At 36.4% G+C, this 16,862-nt stretch carries 10 protein-coding genes; 9 read left to right on the top strand and 1 reads right to left on the bottom strand.

Annotated elements, in window-relative coordinates:
* Window positions 1-67: 67 nt before the first annotated feature.
* Window positions 68-1,303, bottom strand: a complete 1,236-nt coding sequence (locus AC4BC4_RS14715; RefSeq protein ID WP_490476203.1) for an extracellular solute-binding protein — start codon at window positions 1,301-1,303, stop codon at window positions 68-70.
* A 374-nt stretch (window positions 1,304-1,677) separates the two neighbouring features.
* Between AC4BC4_RS14715 and AC4BC4_RS14710 the strand changes: the two genes are divergently transcribed.
* The 9 genes from AC4BC4_RS14710 to AC4BC4_RS14670 all read left to right on the top strand — a co-directional run bounded on the left by AC4BC4_RS14710 (window position 1,678) and on the right by AC4BC4_RS14670 (window position 16,852).
* Window positions 1,678-3,534, top strand: coding sequence for a glycoside hydrolase family 13 protein (locus AC4BC4_RS14710; RefSeq protein WP_490476202.1), 1,857 nt, complete (start codon window positions 1,678-1,680; stop codon window positions 3,532-3,534).
* A 226-nt stretch (window positions 3,535-3,760) separates the two neighbouring features.
* Window positions 3,761-5,473 (top strand): IS1182 family transposase, encoded by a 1,713-nt coding sequence (locus AC4BC4_RS14705; protein ID WP_490477385.1) that lies wholly within the window; start codon window positions 3,761-3,763, stop codon window positions 5,471-5,473.
* A 164-nt stretch (window positions 5,474-5,637) separates the two neighbouring features.
* On the top strand, window positions 5,638-8,103 hold the full coding sequence (locus AC4BC4_RS14700) for a heavy metal translocating P-type ATPase (RefSeq protein ID WP_490476201.1): 2,466 nt from the start codon (window positions 5,638-5,640) through the stop codon (window positions 8,101-8,103).
* Between the two features lie 645 nt (window positions 8,104-8,748).
* Window positions 8,749-9,873, top strand: a complete 1,125-nt coding sequence (locus AC4BC4_RS14695; RefSeq protein WP_490476200.1) for a tyrosine-type recombinase/integrase — start codon at window positions 8,749-8,751, stop codon at window positions 9,871-9,873.
* A gap of 380 nt (window positions 9,874-10,253) precedes the next feature.
* Window positions 10,254-10,976, top strand: a complete 723-nt coding sequence (locus AC4BC4_RS14690; RefSeq protein WP_490476199.1) for a DNA-binding response regulator — start codon at window positions 10,254-10,256, stop codon at window positions 10,974-10,976.
* Between the two features lie 262 nt (window positions 10,977-11,238).
* A complete protein-coding gene (locus AC4BC4_RS14685; protein WP_490476198.1) occupies window positions 11,239-12,573 on the top strand; it encodes a pectate lyase-like adhesive domain-containing protein in 1,335 nt (444 codons plus the stop codon).
* Window positions 12,574-12,636: 63 nt separating this feature from the next.
* Entirely contained in the window at window positions 12,637-15,717 is a 3,081-nt protein-coding gene (locus AC4BC4_RS14680; RefSeq protein ID WP_490476197.1) for a hypothetical protein, read from the top strand.
* Window positions 15,718-15,736: 19 nt separating this feature from the next.
* Window positions 15,737-16,045: an EF2685/EF0750 family sortase-dependent surface protein gene (locus AC4BC4_RS14675; protein WP_438757983.1), complete on the top strand. Its 309-nt coding sequence runs from the start codon at window positions 15,737-15,739 to the stop codon at window positions 16,043-16,045.
* A 3-nt stretch (window positions 16,046-16,048) separates the two neighbouring features.
* Complete coding sequence (locus AC4BC4_RS14670; RefSeq protein ID WP_490476196.1) at window positions 16,049-16,852, top strand: WxL domain-containing protein; 804 nt, start codon at window positions 16,049-16,051, stop codon at window positions 16,850-16,852.
* Window positions 16,853-16,862 lie beyond the last annotated feature (10 nt).

Raw genomic sequence — 16,862 nt, 5'->3', positions numbered from 1 at the left:
ATAAGGCTGAGACAAAGCTCATAGAGTTTCGTTCCAGCCTCAAGGTCACCTTGAAAATGGTGAAGAATTATTTTCCTGTTTTACTAGTATCTTTGACTAATTTATCTAATTTTGGTAAGTATTGATCTTCAGCAATTTTGCCATTATACGTATCATTGATTACCGCATCAGCAGGACCCCAGAATGAAACCATCTCTGGAAGTTTTGGCATCACCACTGAATGATCTGCATCACTCATTGTCATTACAGCTTCTGCTACCTTGTCAGAGGTCACTTTACCATCTGTTTGCGCCTCTTTGTTTGCAGGTACTGTCCCATTTTTCTCAAAAACGGTTAATTGATTTTCTTTATTTGTTAAAAAGTCAGCTAGTGCCATTGCCGCAACTGGACTTTTCGTTGATGCATTCACTCCAAATAATTTCACGCCCAAGAATGCTTTTTGTTGAACAGGACCATTGCCCAAATCAACAGTCGGATACGGCGCTACCGCAAAGTTGTCTCCCAATGCTTTTTCTACATCTAATTTAGACCACGGACCAGATAAGAAAGCATCGATTTTACCATTTCCTAAATTAGAAAGCGCATCAGCATTTGATTGAACGACACCAGAATTATCCTTTTGTGCGTGAATCCATTTTAAAACCTGGACACCTTTGTCATTATTAAAGTTCGTTCCGTTGATATCTTCACCATTTTCACCATATAATTCATCGCCATTTGACATGAATAATGGCGTAAAGATATAGTTTGCACCCGCTTCTCCAAAGTTTGCGCCTAATTTGCCTTTAGCTGTTAAACTGTCCCAGCTTTTCACATCTTCTTCAGTCAATTTTTCTTTGTTATAATATAAAAATTGTGATTCCACGCCATATGGATAGCCATATAATTTACCATCATACGTAGCCGCTTCAACGGCACTTTCAGTACTATTGTCTTTCACACTATCTTCATATTTTGTATTGGCATAAATAATTCCAGCATCCACCATCTGACCTAGTTGATCGTGAGGCATCATGAAAACATCTGCTGCGGCACTAGGATCTTTTTTCAGATTTTCCTGTGCTGTTGCAGATTCACTTGGCTTAATAGTCACTTTCCAATCTTTATGTTCTTTTTCAAATTCTTCTACTAATGGTTTGTACGTGTCAACAAAAGCTACATCCACCCACAACTTTATAGAAGCGTTTTCATTTCCGTCAGAAGTTTTTTTTTCCGATGCTCCACCACCACAAGCTGCAAGTAAGAACGCCGCTGCTGTCATTGTTACCCCTAATGTCAAAAGTTTTTTCATCTTTCTTTTCATCTTTTGTTCCTCCTAGGAATTTTTTACTTTTCTATTCTCTTATATTGTGCAATCGTTTGCATTAATTGTCAAGAGATATATAAATAAATTTATATTTTTTTCTTTATTCCCAATAAAAAAGGGGTTAAAGTTCTTACTTCCAAAATAGAAAAATACTGATAAAACAACGATTATCAATTAAAAAAAGCTAAAATAGAACTTTTTTACGATGATTTCCTTTATTTATCAAGTAAAATATCAAATCAAGAAAACAAAGCGCAATCGATTGCGAAAAAATATATTGAAAACGTTTTTCTTATATGTCATAATATGAGTGGTTTTTAGAAAAGTATGACTAAATAAAATACGAAGTCGATTACAGAGGGAGAAATTAGATGAATACTGCAGCGATCCATCATCAACCAGAAAGTGAATATGCTTATTTATACACATCAGACAAAATGCACATCCGGCTAAAAACAGGTAGAGGAGATATTAAACGTGCGGAACTATTAAATGGTGACCCCTATCAATTTGAACACAGCGAGTGGTTCAGATCAACGATCCCCATGGAAAAATATTTATCTACTACGACACATGATTATTGGATAATCGAGACTTCTGCACCATTTAGACGCCTAAGTTACGCTTTCAAAATAGAAGGTATGGATGGAACTGTCTTATTTTACGGCGAACACGGATTCTTTCCTTACCAAGATTCTACATTAAAATCAGCCAGCAATTATTTTAAACTACCTTACTTTCATGAAACAGACCGTTTCAAAGCACCTCAATGGGCAAAAGAAACGATTTGGTATCAAATTTTTCCTGAACGTTTTGCTAATGGTGACACAACTAATGACCCGAAAGGTACTTTACCTTGGGGCAGCAAAGAACATCCCGGACGTGAAGACTTTTTCGGTGGGGATTTGCAGGGAGTTTTAGATCATTTAGACCATTTTGTAGATCTTGGCATCAAGGGCATTTATTTCTGTCCAATTTTTCAAGCTACCAGTAATCACAAATACGACACGATCGATTATTTCGAGATCGATTCAGCTTTCGGAGATAAAAAGCTCTTTAAGAAAGTCGTAGACGAATGTCATAAACGAGGTATCCGTGTCATGTTAGACGCTGTTTTCAATCATATGGGTGATTTTTCACCTCAGTGGCAAGATATCGTCAAAAATGGTGAGAATTCACCGTATGCAAAGTGGTTCCACATCCATAAATTCCCAGTTACTTACACACCGACTGCTGATTTTGAATTCTCTGATGCTATTACGTACGATACTTTCGCCTTCACGCCACATATGCCGAAATTAAATACGGCAAACAAAGAAGTACAGGATTTTTTATTAGAAATTGCCCGCTATTGGATTATGGAGTTTGATATCGATGCTTGGCGTTTAGATGTGGCAAACGAAGTAGATCATCGTTTTTGGCGTAAATTCCACGACGTTTGTACAGAAGTAAAACCGGATATTTATATTTTAGGCGAAATTTGGCACTCTTCTCAAGCTTGGCTTCAAGGGGATGAGTTTCATGGGGTCATGAATTATGCTTTTACAGATGCCATTCTTTCTTATTTTATCTATCAAACAATTTCATTAAGCCAGCTAGTTTCTGAGCTAAATCACCAATTAATGCTTTATCGTGAACAAACCAATCAAATTATGTTTAATGTGCTGGATTCTCATGATACACCACGTTTATTGACACTCGCTCAAAATAATAAAGAACTGATGAAGCAAGTTTTGGCCTTTACCTACTTACAAAAAGGTGTGCCTTGTCTTTATTATGGAGACGAATATGCAATGGATGGTGCAGACGATCCAGATTGCCGCAAATGTATGATTTGGGAATCTGATAAACAAGATTTAGATATGTACGAGTTCTTAAAAACATTGATTGCGTTTAGAAAAAAACATCAAACACTTCTATCGGAAGGCAAACTGCGCTGGCACGAAATCGATGAGGAAACAGGAATTCTCGACTTTGCTTACGAACATGAAGGAAAAATGATCCGCAGTATTTTTAACACAGGTCAATCTCCTGTTTATATCAAAAAAGAGCGCGTTTTATTTTCAACCCAAATGCATTCACTCGACAAAGAGATCATTGAGCTTACACCCTATGGATTTGCCGTGTCCGTAGATGCAACAGAAAAAAATGGCTCAGCTAAAAACGAAAAACCTTTGGTAGTAGGAAGCCATCGTTCAGCAAGTTTACCCACGGGGTTTTCAAGATAGCAGTTGAATCGGTGCTATAGATCATATGAAAAGTCTGATCCAAAAAACGAAAAAAAAGGAGCTTAAGACATAGATCTTAACGAAAAAGAGCTTGGGACATAAGTCCTAACGAAAAATCCAGATACCAGTCAAATTGATTGGCATCTGGATTGTTTTTTTGTACAAAAATAAGAACACCTTTGCTAAAATAAAAGTGACTAAACAAATAAGTCAGCGAGGTGTTCTTATGTTTAAAAATTATACCACAAATCAAGTCGTTCTTCCTCTAGATTTTAGTTTTCAGTTAGAAAAAAACGATATTGCGTTTGTCATTGATCAATTAGTTGAAAGTATTCCGGAGGAACGCTTTCTTCCTTTTCATCATCAAATGGGGCCTTCTTCTTATCATCCGAAAATGATGATGAAGATGATTTTATGTGCCTACACACAATCTGTATTTTCTGGTCGCAAGATTGAAGCCTTGACGAAAGACAGTATTCGCATGATGTGGCTTACTCAAAGTTATCAACCTAGTTATCGAACCATCAATCGTTTTCGAGTGAATCCTTTAGTGAATGCACTCCTTCGGGAGTGCTTCGTCCAGTTCCGTAGCCAATTAGTCAAGGAACAATTAATCGATGAAGAAGCCATTTTTATCGATGGTACAAAGATTGAAGCCAACGCCAATAAATACACCTTTGTTTGGAGAAAATCCATTGATAACTTTGATAAAAAGCTTACTGAAAAATCAAATTTTCTCTACGATGAATTGTTAAAGAATCAAATTATTCCTGAAATTGAGCGAGAGTCCTCAAAAGAATTATCTGTCACTGAATTAGGTAAGATTGAAGAAAATCTCGCGCATGTTGTCGAAAAGTTTACAGAAAAAATCGAACAAGCAGAGGATGGAATTACGCGCAAATCAATCCGTTCTAAACGAAAAATTCCTAAAAAATTAAGGACACTTTTCAAGGACTTTAAAGAGCGAAAACTCGCTTATCAAAAACATAGACAGATTTTAGGGCAACGAAACAGTTACTCTAGAACTGATCTAGATGCCACTTTTATGCGCATGAAAGACGATCATATGAAAAATGGTCAGTTGAAAGCAGGTTATAATCTTCAAATCGCCACGAACAGTCAGTATATTTTAGGCTATGATCTTTTCTCAAATCCAACAGATACACGAACATTGCGCCCTTTTTTAACCACTTTAAAAGAGCGTTTCTTTGATCTGCCAAACTATATTGTCGCAGATGCCGGCTATGGAGGAGAAGAAAACTATCAAGCGGTTTTAGAGGATCACGAGCGAACACCACTCATCACTTATGCCATGTACCATAAAGAACAGAAGAAAAAGTTTAAACAAAATCCGTTCCTTCCAGCAAACTGGTCGTATCAGGAATTAGATGATACGTTTCTTTGTCCAAACGGACGAAAAATGAATTTTCGAAACTATTCTATTCGTACAGATAAATATGGCTTTAAACGTTATTTAAAACGGTATGAATGTGAAGACTGCTCGAATTGTCCTCTTCGAAGCCAGTGTACAAAAGCGAAGAGTGACAAGAATCGTGAGATTCAAAAGAACATGAATTGGGAATACTTTAAAGCAAGAATTCAACAGCTGCTTTCAGAAGAAGAAACAGGTAAACTCTATCGTCAACGAAAAATTGACGTCGAACCAGCTTTCGGACATTTGAAGGCTTGTTTAGGGTTCACTCGGTTCTCTGTTCGAGGGAAACAACAGGCACACAATGAAATTGGATTCGCGTTAATCGCAGTAAATTTAAGGAAATATAGGCTAAGTAAGCTAGAAAACATGAAGGATTCTCCCAATAATCTAAAAAATAAAAGACTGAAAATCATTTTTTACGATTTTCGGTCTTTTATTTTAAGGTTTTTGGGACTTACGTCCCAAGCTCTTTTTTTGGTTTCTCAAGTACAAGTAATAGAGTAAAGAAATATCAGTTTTCATTAGTTCTCTTTTTTTATCGACTGGATTTTTATATTGACAAATAGGATATTCTATCTTAATATAAAGAAGAGATATAACGACTACAAATATAGTCGTATCTGTTATGAGCATAAAAAAGAAACACTCAAACAAAGGAGAGGGACTAAATGGAAGCAAAAACATTTGATATAGAAGGAATGACGTGTGCTTCATGTGCGCAAACCGTAGAAAAAGCCACTACGAAACTTACTGGTGTGTCAAAAGCAACAGTCAATTTAGCAACAGAAAAGCTAAATATTGAATACGATGAAACCAAACTTTCAGAAAGCGATATTCAAAAAGCAGTTGCAGATGCTGGGTATGAAGCGCTAAGTAACAATCAACAACGAACATTTGATATAGAGGGCATGACATGTGCCTCATGTGCCCAAACAATCGAAAAAGCAACAAGTAAATTAGCAGGTGTCGAAAAAGCCTCTATAAATTTAGCAACAGAAAAAATGGTCGTTGTTTTTGATCCGTCAGTACTAAATGTCTCTGATATTACCAAGGCAGTATCAAATGCAGGCTACGAGGCTGTGGAGCAAATCGATTCAACGGATACAGTAGATCAAGACCGAGAGAAAAAACAAAAACACATCAAAGACATGTGGCAACGTTTCTGGCTATCAGCAGTCTTTACTGTTCCTTTATTATATGTAGCGATGGGGCATATGATTGGGTTGCCGTTGCCGACATTCTTAGATCCGATGATGCATGCTGAAACATTTGCTATGGTTCAATTGATTTTAACGATTCCTGTCCTGTATTTAGGTAGAAGTTTTTTTATAGTCGGTTTCAAAGCACTATTTAAAGGGCATCCAAATATGGATTCTTTAGTTGCGCTGGGAACAAGTGCTGCTGTTGCCTATAGTTTATACGGAACAGCGATGATTTTTGCTGGAGATCCACAATTTACGATGGCACTGTATTATGAATCTGCAGGTGTAATTTTAACATTGATCACATTAGGAAAATACTTTGAAGCTGTTTCAAAAGGAAAAACCTCAGAAGCAATCAAAAAATTGATGGGTTTAGCACCGAAAAATGCCCGTGTTTTCCGAAATGATCAAGAATTCGAAATTCCAATTGATAGTGTGCAAGTGGAAGATATCATTGTTGTACGTCCAGGTGAAAAAATTCCAGTAGATGGCGTTGTGATTGAAGGTTCTTCTGCAATTGATGAATCCATGCTGACAGGTGAAAGTATGCCCGTTGAGAAAAAAATTGGAGACAATGTAATCGGTGCAAGCATTAATAAAAATGGTAGCTTCCGCTTTAAAGCAACAAAAGTCGGCAAAGATACAGCGCTATCTCAAATTATCAAATTAGTAGAAGATGCCCAAGGTTCAAAAGCACCAATCGCTAAAATGGCGGATAAAATCTCTGGTGTGTTTGTCCCGATTGTAATGATTTTAGCTATTTTATCTGGTTTCGCTTGGTATTTTTTAGGACAAGAATCATGGGTCTTTGCTTTAACGATCACCATTTCAGTTTTAGTTATTGCTTGTCCCTGTGCTTTAGGTTTGGCAACACCAACAGCAATCATGGTCGGAACTGGAAAGGGTGCTGAAAACGGTGTACTAATCAAAAGCGGGGATGCACTGGAAACGACCCATAAAATCCAAACGATCGTTTTCGATAAAACAGGAACAATCACAGAAGGGAAACCGAAAGTGACCGATATTATTACAGCAAATGGGATGGATCAAGATGAGTTACTGCGAATAGCTGCATCTGCTGAGAAGGGCTCTGAACATCCGCTTGGTGAGGCAATTGTCAACGGAGCGCAGGCAAGAAACATGACCTTTGCGCCGATAAAAGACTTTGCTGCTATTCCAGGTCTTGGAATCGAAGTAGAAATTGAAGGAAGTCGTTTATTACTAGGAAATAGAAAATTGATGGATGATCGTAATATTTCTTTAGCAAATCTACTCAATACATCAGATCAATTAGCTGAACAAGGGAAAACACCAATGTATATCGCAAAAAATGGCAGTATTGCTGGAATTATCGCAGTAGCTGATACGATTAAAGCAAACAGTATTCCAGCAATTAAAAAGCTGCAACAAATGGGTATTGAAGTTGCGATGATCACAGGTGATAACAAGCGAACAGCGCAAGCTATCGCCAAACAAGTAGGGATCGATCGTGTGTTAAGTGAAGTTTTACCAGAAGACAAAGCAAATGAAGTCATGAAACTACAAAAAGAGAACAAAAAAGTTGCGATGGTCGGGGATGGAATCAATGATGCACCAGCTTTAGCACAAGCAGATATCGGAATTGCTATTGGTTCTGGAACAGACGTTGCGATGGAATCTGCAGACATTGTATTGATGCGAAGTGACTTGATGGATGTACCAACAGCTGTTGAATTGAGTAAAGCGACAATCAAAAATATCAAAGAAAACCTATTTTGGGCATTTGCTTATAACACATTAGGAATCCCTGTTGCCATGGGTATTTTATATCTATTCGGTGGTCCGCTATTGAATCCGATGATTGCAGGAGCTGCGATGAGTTTTAGCTCGGTGTCTGTATTATTGAATGCATTGAGATTAAAAAGATTTAAGCCTTCTGTATTGAAAAAGTAAAGAGATAAGCTGTCAGGACGGGTGAGCTAAATAAGAAAGAGGCTGGAACCGAAGCATTTAAGCTCGAAAGAGTTGCTTGTGTTCCATCCGTTTATAAGCATTTAGGGTGTGAAACAAAAGTGAATGTTACTTTTGTCCCACACCCTTTTTTACTGCGTTCTCTTTTTTTGTAAAAGAAAAAATCAAGTTATTTTATAAAATATCTTCAAAATACGAAATATATTGATATTTATATGCAAAAAATAAAAATATTATAACGAAAAGGTGGAATTTTAATAGTATATTGTTATAATCAGATTAAATAGATGTGCTAAGAAATTTCTTGAACGTATCAAGTATAAGAAAACAGTGAATCTACTTACTCTGAAACTGCATTATCAATCCAACTATAACTTCATTCTATCTTAAAAATAGAGAGTAGTCTATAATGAAAAGTTCGTTTTTTTATCATTTTTTTGATAATTTTGATAAAAAAATGAGAATACTTGTATATTATTTTTATTTATAGGTGAATTTAGTGGTGTAATATCTTGTTTTTATTTTATTTTGTCTAGTAAATAATCATACGGATATATTGAGAAAATAGATTCATATTTTTTAGCCGTCAAATAAGCCGTCATTTTTTTTCGGAAAGGGTGTTAGAGGTTGAGTAGAAAAGGTGAGAATATTTATAAAAGAAAGGATGGTCGATGGGAAGGACGGTATATGAAAGCAAGAAATGAAGAGGGAAAAATTATTTATGGGTACATCTATGGAAAACGCTATACTCATGTAAAAGAAAGATTAGCTGAATTGAAAGTTCGCTATTCTCTTACCCGGAGTAGTATTGATTTATACGAAGGAACTGTTCAAGATTGGCTAAACCATTGGTTGAATGTATTTATGCGCAAAAAAATCAAGTTATCAACCTATTCAAGTTATCGTTTGCGTATGGATAGATACATCATTCCTTTTTTAGGCAAAAAGCAATTGACATTACTGAAAAACCGCGATATAGAAGCGTTTGTTAATTATTTAATGAACTTAAATTTATCTCCTTCGACAATTCATTCTATTGTGACCGTTTTAAAAAGCGCGATGAATAGAGCTTTATTGGAAAACTATATTCTGTCAAATCCTTGTCAAAATCTATTGTTATCAACAGTACCAATGAATGAAATTTCAGCACTAAGTTTGAAGGAACAAGAACAGCTGGAACAAGTTGTTTTGAAAGAAAAAAACTGTTCTGCTGTAATTTTGGCTTTGTATACAGGATTAAGGATCGGTGAGATCAGTGGATTAAAATGGAGTGATATTGATTTTGAAAAAGATATTATTTATGTGAAAAGAACGCTTTATAGAATTCCTAATACTATAAATGATAAAAAAACTGAGATCATTATGGCCGAACCAAAGACGAAAAATTCTAAACGATCCATACCTTTAGCAAAAAATCTAAAAGAATATCTATTGGAAAAACAACAAATCACTGTTTCTGAATATGTGATTTCATGTAAAAATAGTTTTGCTGAACCAAGGGTCATCAGCTATCGGTTTGGAAAAAGTCTTGAACAAGCAGGAGTCAGGGCCGTTCATTTTCATATTTTGCGTCATACCTTTGCGACAAGATGTGTTGAACAGGGAATTAATATCGCTGCACTTAGCAAATTATTAGGTCATGCTTCTATAAAATTGACTTTGGATACGTACACTGACTCTCTTTGGGAAAATAGGAAAGAAGCTGTTTCGATCATTGATACTAAACTTGATATTACTACTGTTAGATCTTAGAAAAAGAGTAGTTCCATATAAAAAGAAAACACGCCCGATTTTGACAATTAATATCAAAATCGGGCGTGTTTTTGCTATCTTCATTTTTTTTTAGCCGTCATAAAATGGTCAAAGAGGAATTTAAACATAGATGAATAAACACGAAAATCATCTTTTTCTTATACTTGATACGTTCAAGAAAAAAACAGGCCAACTATCTGATTCCCAGATAGACCGTTATCGTCTATTTATTTAGTCCTTAGCTCGATAAATAGACGTATAAATATTATAGTCGGAAATCATGAATTTCTAAACTCTAACGACTTCAAAAGTGTAAAAACTTTACAAAAAACCTAAATAAAATAAAGAATCAAAAAAGCAGTGATGGGAGGGAATCACGAATGTACAGGATTGGGTACATCTCATTTGATAATGAATTAAGTGAACAATATCAAGAAGTTTTCAAAGCACTTCAATGTACAGTCCAGATTATAAAAAAAGAAAAAGTCAATCGATTGCTGGAAACAGAGAACAACACATTACAATTATTGGATGCATTGATTATTGACGATACAGAGTTGAACAATATAAATTGGGTTTGTGAGTTCATTATAAAAATACGTACGCAAACAACGTTACCTCTTTGGATCTTAGTTTCCTCCGAAAGTATAAATCGAACGAACCGAATTGTCTATTTACAATTAGGAGTAGATGGGATTATTGATCAAGGTCACGAGTTAGATGAATCCGTATTAATGATGAGAAACCAACTAAAACGAGTTAAAGAACAGGAAGTATCTTTAGAAGTCTCGAAAATATCAGAAATCAGAAAACCTACTGAATTTAAATTGATACCGCAAAATCTAAGTGTGTGTGTAGACGAAGGCTTAGAAGTTAATTTAACAAAATTAGAATTTTTAGCTATTGAATATTTACATAAAAATGTACGTCAAACAATGACTTATGAGGATATCTATAAAAATGTTTGGAATGATACTTGCCGAAACAGAAAATACCGAGTGTCTAATTTAATCTTTCATTTGAGACAAAAACTTGAAATAGATATCGATAAACCAAAATACATCAAAACGATTCGCTCTAAAGGGTATATGTTGAATATTTAGTCCTAACGGTCGTTAAAAACATCATGTAGAAAATACTGAGAATCGGCTGATGTAAAGCATACTCAGTATACATAAAAAAACATATGTTTTTTATGAAGATAGGAGGAAAAGGTATGCGTACACTTTTGATGTCAGTCAAAAAAATAATTTGCGAAACTGGTTAGAAATAACGAGTGCGGCAAGTAGTTGCTCGTTTTTCTGGAAAGGAGGAGGAGTAAGAAGCGTTTCGTTAAAACATACATTTAGTTTAGGAGGAAGAAAATTGAAAAACACACAAGTATTAAAAAGAAGCTTATTCACTCTAGCTGCAACCGTAGCATTAGGAGCAGTCGTTTTAACAGTTCCAGCACCATTTTCAGGTCAGTCAGTTGTTGCTTATGCAGCGGAAGGAACAGCAGAAGTAGCAACAATTGGAGAATTTGAAGCGGCCTTGAAAAACCCAACGATCACGGTGATCAATGTGAATCAAAGTATCCAATTTAATAAGAACATCACGAATATTCCAAACCGCGATCTGACGATTAACGGGAATGCTGATCAGGGAGTCGTGATCAATTCAGCACACAACTCAATTTATGGTAAACAAAATACAAAAGGGACTAACCTTATCACAATTACGAATGCAAACATCGTTGGTGCTGATGGCGACGGTCGCTTTTTTACAGGTGGAGCAGGTAACGGACCTTCAAGCTATGGTTGGAATGTTTTAGCACAAGACGTAACATACACAGGTGCCCGTTTTGTTCACTTGAGTGAAGGTAAATTAACTTTTGGCGGAACAAATACGATTACGACCCGTGCTGAAAATGCTTGGGTCCATGACTTAGAATTCTTGCCAGGAACAGTTTATAACGGAATTGCTGCCAACAAAGACCACGGTCAATTTAGTGCGTTTTACTTTAATGGTGCGTTGATCAAAGGAAAAGCAACTGGCGAAGTGAAAATTGGAAGCCAAGCGAATGTCAATGTCAAAATTGGCCCACAAAGTAATGTAAATCATTACTATCCAGTATTTTATGACAAAGTACAAAAAGTTGATATTGATTCAGGGGCAACTCTTGATGTAGATGCTGCAGGTGTAGCGTTTGAATTTATTCCACGTGCTGATTACGTAAATAAATTTCCTTCACTAAACTTGGCAACAGGTGCCAAAGCATACTTTAATGGCCGCGGTGGTGGAGACTATCCAGCAATGTATCTTCAATACTACGGTACGCAAGTAAACTTAAGTAGAGGTTCTGAACTTGTAGTCACTGGTAATAGTAAAAAAGGTGCTGTAAGAAGTGAATACAAAGGGGCACAAATCAATCTTGATTCCCCAAGAAACTTTGAAATTACAAATAAGAAACCCGGTGCACAACTATTCTACAGTACAAATACAACGATTAATGCTAAAAATGTAGGACGCTTGTCAACATGGGGAAGAACAGGTGGAGAGTATTTAGATCCTGCTGAGACAATTTTCACAACACGTGATTTCTCTGTAAACTTTGGCAAAATCATTAATAGTAAAACCTTATCCGTCACGGGTGTAACATCAGGTGACTTCCGTATGGAAAATTACGGAAAGATTTCATTACGTAGTGGTGGATTTTAAAAATTTTTTACTGCAAAGTGAAAGATTAAGTACGAAATATTCCAAGAAAGGAGGTGTCTTTTATTGGAAAATAAAAGAAAAAAATATTTATTAGGGTTGATAAGTGTTTTTTGTTTAAGCGTAGTACTGGGAATATATTTTATGAATCCCTCACAAGCAAAAATTTCGGCGGCAACACCATTACCTGGTTATACAATGATGAATCAGGCGCCAGGAATTAATCTGGTCTCTACTGGTCCAGCTAAAAATGAAATCTCAGGAGATTATGGATTTTCACTCAAGCTCACTGATGCAGTTTCGTATGCTCCTATTGGAGGGCCAAAAGTAGTCGACGGTTATCCTGGCAGTCCTACTAAAGTTTACAAATTTAACAAAGAAGATGCTGCAAAAGCAGACGAATACGGCGTATGGATACGAAACGCCGGATTGTATAATGGTCGTAGTGTTGACGTGAAATTTTTGGTGGATTCTATGGATGTTAAGCCAAATGCAGATAATAAAGGGGCAAATCCGGAATTTCAATTTTTTGCCGTTGATGCAAAGGACAGAGATAAAAAGACAGATGCGACTGTAAGTCCTGATGGTAGTCAAGGGACATGGTCTATGGCTTATTTTCAGACGGGATCTGGTTATATTGATCATTACGTGTACTACAGTTTTGGAGACAAAATTAATTTCCACTATGAATTTTATTACAATGACACGAATGAGAAATTACCACTTAAGGGATCGTGGAATTACAATAATTTAAATGGTCTCAAAACAACGACAACCACATTTGCTGAACCTGATTTTAAAAACTATTTTGTAATGGATAATACAAAAATTTCATATAAAGTAGAAAATGGTCTTCTTGAAATGTCAAGTTCTGATGACTATGCTCTAAATGTTCCTGAAATACAGCTGACTCAATTGTTTGAAAAAGAACAAATACCTATCTCAATGGCGTACAATCCTGCTGACTATAATGGTGCAATGGCTATACTGTATTCTACCGAATCATTAACACGAATTGCTCCAGCTACTCCAATTGTCTATGGACAAAGGAATTCTATCGATCATACTGATTCAGCATACAAAGAGTTAAAATACTCTATCTTGCAAGGTGTGGCGGATAACAGAAAAGAAAATAGAAATGACAAAGTAATTATCGACACTGAAGTACCTGACTTCTATGATATTACAGATGTAAAAATAGTAGAATATGGCACTACAATCGATAAAACTAATCTATTTACACCAAGTATAACTGGCTCAAAACTAACATTGACATCAAAAGATTCAACATCAGATGCGTTTAACGGTAGCTTGTTTGATATTCAAATTACAGCAAAACCAAATAGCAAATTTAAATTTAATCGTACTGATTATGGTTATGTAAATGATGCAGCAAATCTTGATGACAATGGGTTTATGCTTTTCGAGTTAGGTGGTTCAAAGACTAAAACAACGTATACCTATAATAATTTAGCCAAACCTACCAATGAGTTACAATCTCAGGTAGTAAAAGACCAATCTGTGTCTCAAGTTCTTTATGAAGGAATACCTTATGGAACGGCTAAAACAGATGTGACCATTCCGATGGGTGGAAATATTGCAACAGCATATCCAAATCCTAAAGATCTACTTGAGTCATATGATGTAGATACGGATAACGATATTGATCGTCCAGTTACTGTTTCGTATAAAAATGGAACACCGCCAAGTATCAATGCAGCGCAACCAGGCGATGTAATACCAGTAGAACTGATCATGACTTCTGCAAAAGGGATTGAAATGCCTATTACAGTAAATATCACAGTAACTCAAGTAATGTTTGAGTTGGATATTGAGCATTTAGATGCGGAAACAGGTGCGGTGATCGGTACGACGAATCCATTACCAAGTGGGGAAAAAGACGTAGAATACACAGCGACATCACAGCCGATTGCAGGCTATATTCCTACGGCGGTATTGGTAGATGGTGTGGATAAAACACCTTCAGTTTTAACAGATCCGTTGACGGTTACAGCGAAATTTGTAACAAACAAAAAAGTAACGTTTAAGTACACGAAATTAAGAACACCAGTGATTACAGCTGATTTCGAAGTAAGTCCTACGGCGGCGTCATTAGGTGGTCAAGTGGAATATACGGCTAAGCTTCAAAATACAGCCGAAACACCTTCGAAGTGGCGTAACGTTTCTTATAAGGTGGATACCGCTTTTCCAGAAAAAATCACACCTGATGTCACAAGTGTTACAGTGAATGGTGTAGCTGTAGCAGCAGGTAAAGCTGTATTTAACGAAACAACTAGAGAGTTTAGCATTGATCTGGGTGATTTAGACCAAACGCAAGTGACCATTAAATACAAGGTTATTATTGCACCAGATGCTGCTTTACAAGTTTTGAAACAAACGTATACGGTATCTGGCGATGAAGGGTCAAAACAATCAAATGAAACGTCTCTAAATGTTATTGCTGGTGAAAGCCAGCTGACGGTCAAGTATATGAAAAAAGATGGAAATAATAATGATGTGAAAATGGATCCGGATTATGATAATACGACAACAGAAAAAGATGGTACAGCGTTCGATATAGAACTAAAGACCTTTGATGGTTATGTGCTGGATAAAATTGTTGTAGATGGTACGCCGATAACTGGCACTTTACCAAGTTCAATTAAAGGAAAATATGGTGAGGTTTCCGTGATCGAATTCCATTATAAAGGAACATTACTAATTACCTCTTCACCAGATTTACTTGATTTTGAGATGCAAGAAGCAAGTGCTAAAAAACTACGTGTAGAAAGTGCTAAAACGGATAAAGATTTAGTGGTTACAGATACACGTTCAACTAAACAAAGATGGTATTTATATGCCAAAGTAACAGAAGATTTTAAAACAACCGATGGATCAAATAAAACTCTTTCAGGAATTCTGCGCTATAACGATGGCGGAATAAATGAGAAGAAGTTCCCAGTAAATCAAAATCAACTATTGACTTCGCCTGATAATTTTTCAGAGACACAATATAACATTAGCCAGTCGTGGACTGCAGGTGGTAAAGGATTTAAAGTTGAAGTTCCAGGCGATTATGTTAAACAGCTTGGAGAATATCGAGCAAAAATTGTGTATACATTAAGTGAAGTGCCTGATCTTCCTTAAAGCGAAGGAGAGAAAGTCAATGATGAAGAAAATGAAACATGCGTATGTTGGCCTAATTTTACTCGCATTAATAGGAGGATTCTTGGGTATATTCACTACTGCCTATGGAGAAGAAGCTGCTGTACAAACAAATGGTGAGATTGTTTTTTCTACTGAAACGACAAGTACATCAAGTAGCGAACCTGTCGAAAAACCAAGAGGGAAATTTCCTTCAACTGGTGAACTTGTTGTGAAAAGTTTTGTTATCAGCGGAATAGTCTTAGCAGCATTTGTAATACTCTTTTATCTGATTAAAAGGAAAAAAGACATGAGTGAAAAGGAGGGGTAGATAATGAAAAAAAAGACATGTATCAAAGCTGCTTTTCTTTTAGCCCTTCTTTTTGCAACTGCTCAAGCGAAGACTTCTTATGCGAAAGAATCGTCATTACCTGGGGATGCGACTATCGATTTAAAAGGATATAAGGAAGAAAATCCAATTATTCGAGATCCGGAAAATCCAGAAGTGGAAGTGGATCCAGGAGAGACGCCACAAACTGATGGCGAGCTACGGATTGATTTTGTGCCGAAGCTGAATTTTAGTACAGTAATGATCTCAAAGGAAAATACCGTTTTTCCTGTAAATGCCCAACTCTTTCATGGCAATACATCTGCTCGTGGGAATTTTGTTCAAGTATCAGATTATCGAGACGATCCCACAGGATGGACGTTGCAAGTTAGACAAGAGAATCAATTTAAGCATGCCACTAAAGCTGGTGCACAGTTGAAAGGCGCGGTCATCTCCTTTGATCAAACTTGGGCTAATTCTACAAGAGATTTGGCGAAAGCACCGACGGTATCTAAAGAAGTTATCCGCATGAGTAATGTAGGTGAAACGTATAACTTAGCTGAAGCACAGCTAGGTAAAGGTACAGGAACGTGGAGCATTGTGTTTGGAGCATCAGAGGAAAATCATAACGAACGTCCAAATACATTACAAATTAGAAAAGACGGTTCTGGTAAAGAAATGATAGATCCGATTTTCAAAAAGCCTGTGTACACCAATCGAGCGGTTACGCTCTTTGTACCAGGAGCGACTGAGAAAGAGGCAGGAGCATATTCAACGGTGCTAACTTGGGTATTAGCCGAGTTACCATAAATAGAACAAA

It is taken from the genome of Enterococcus sp. AMC1086 (assembly GCF_058216575.1).
Note: the sequence above shows the minus strand (reverse complement) of the source record. Positions and strands in the feature narration are given on the sequence as shown.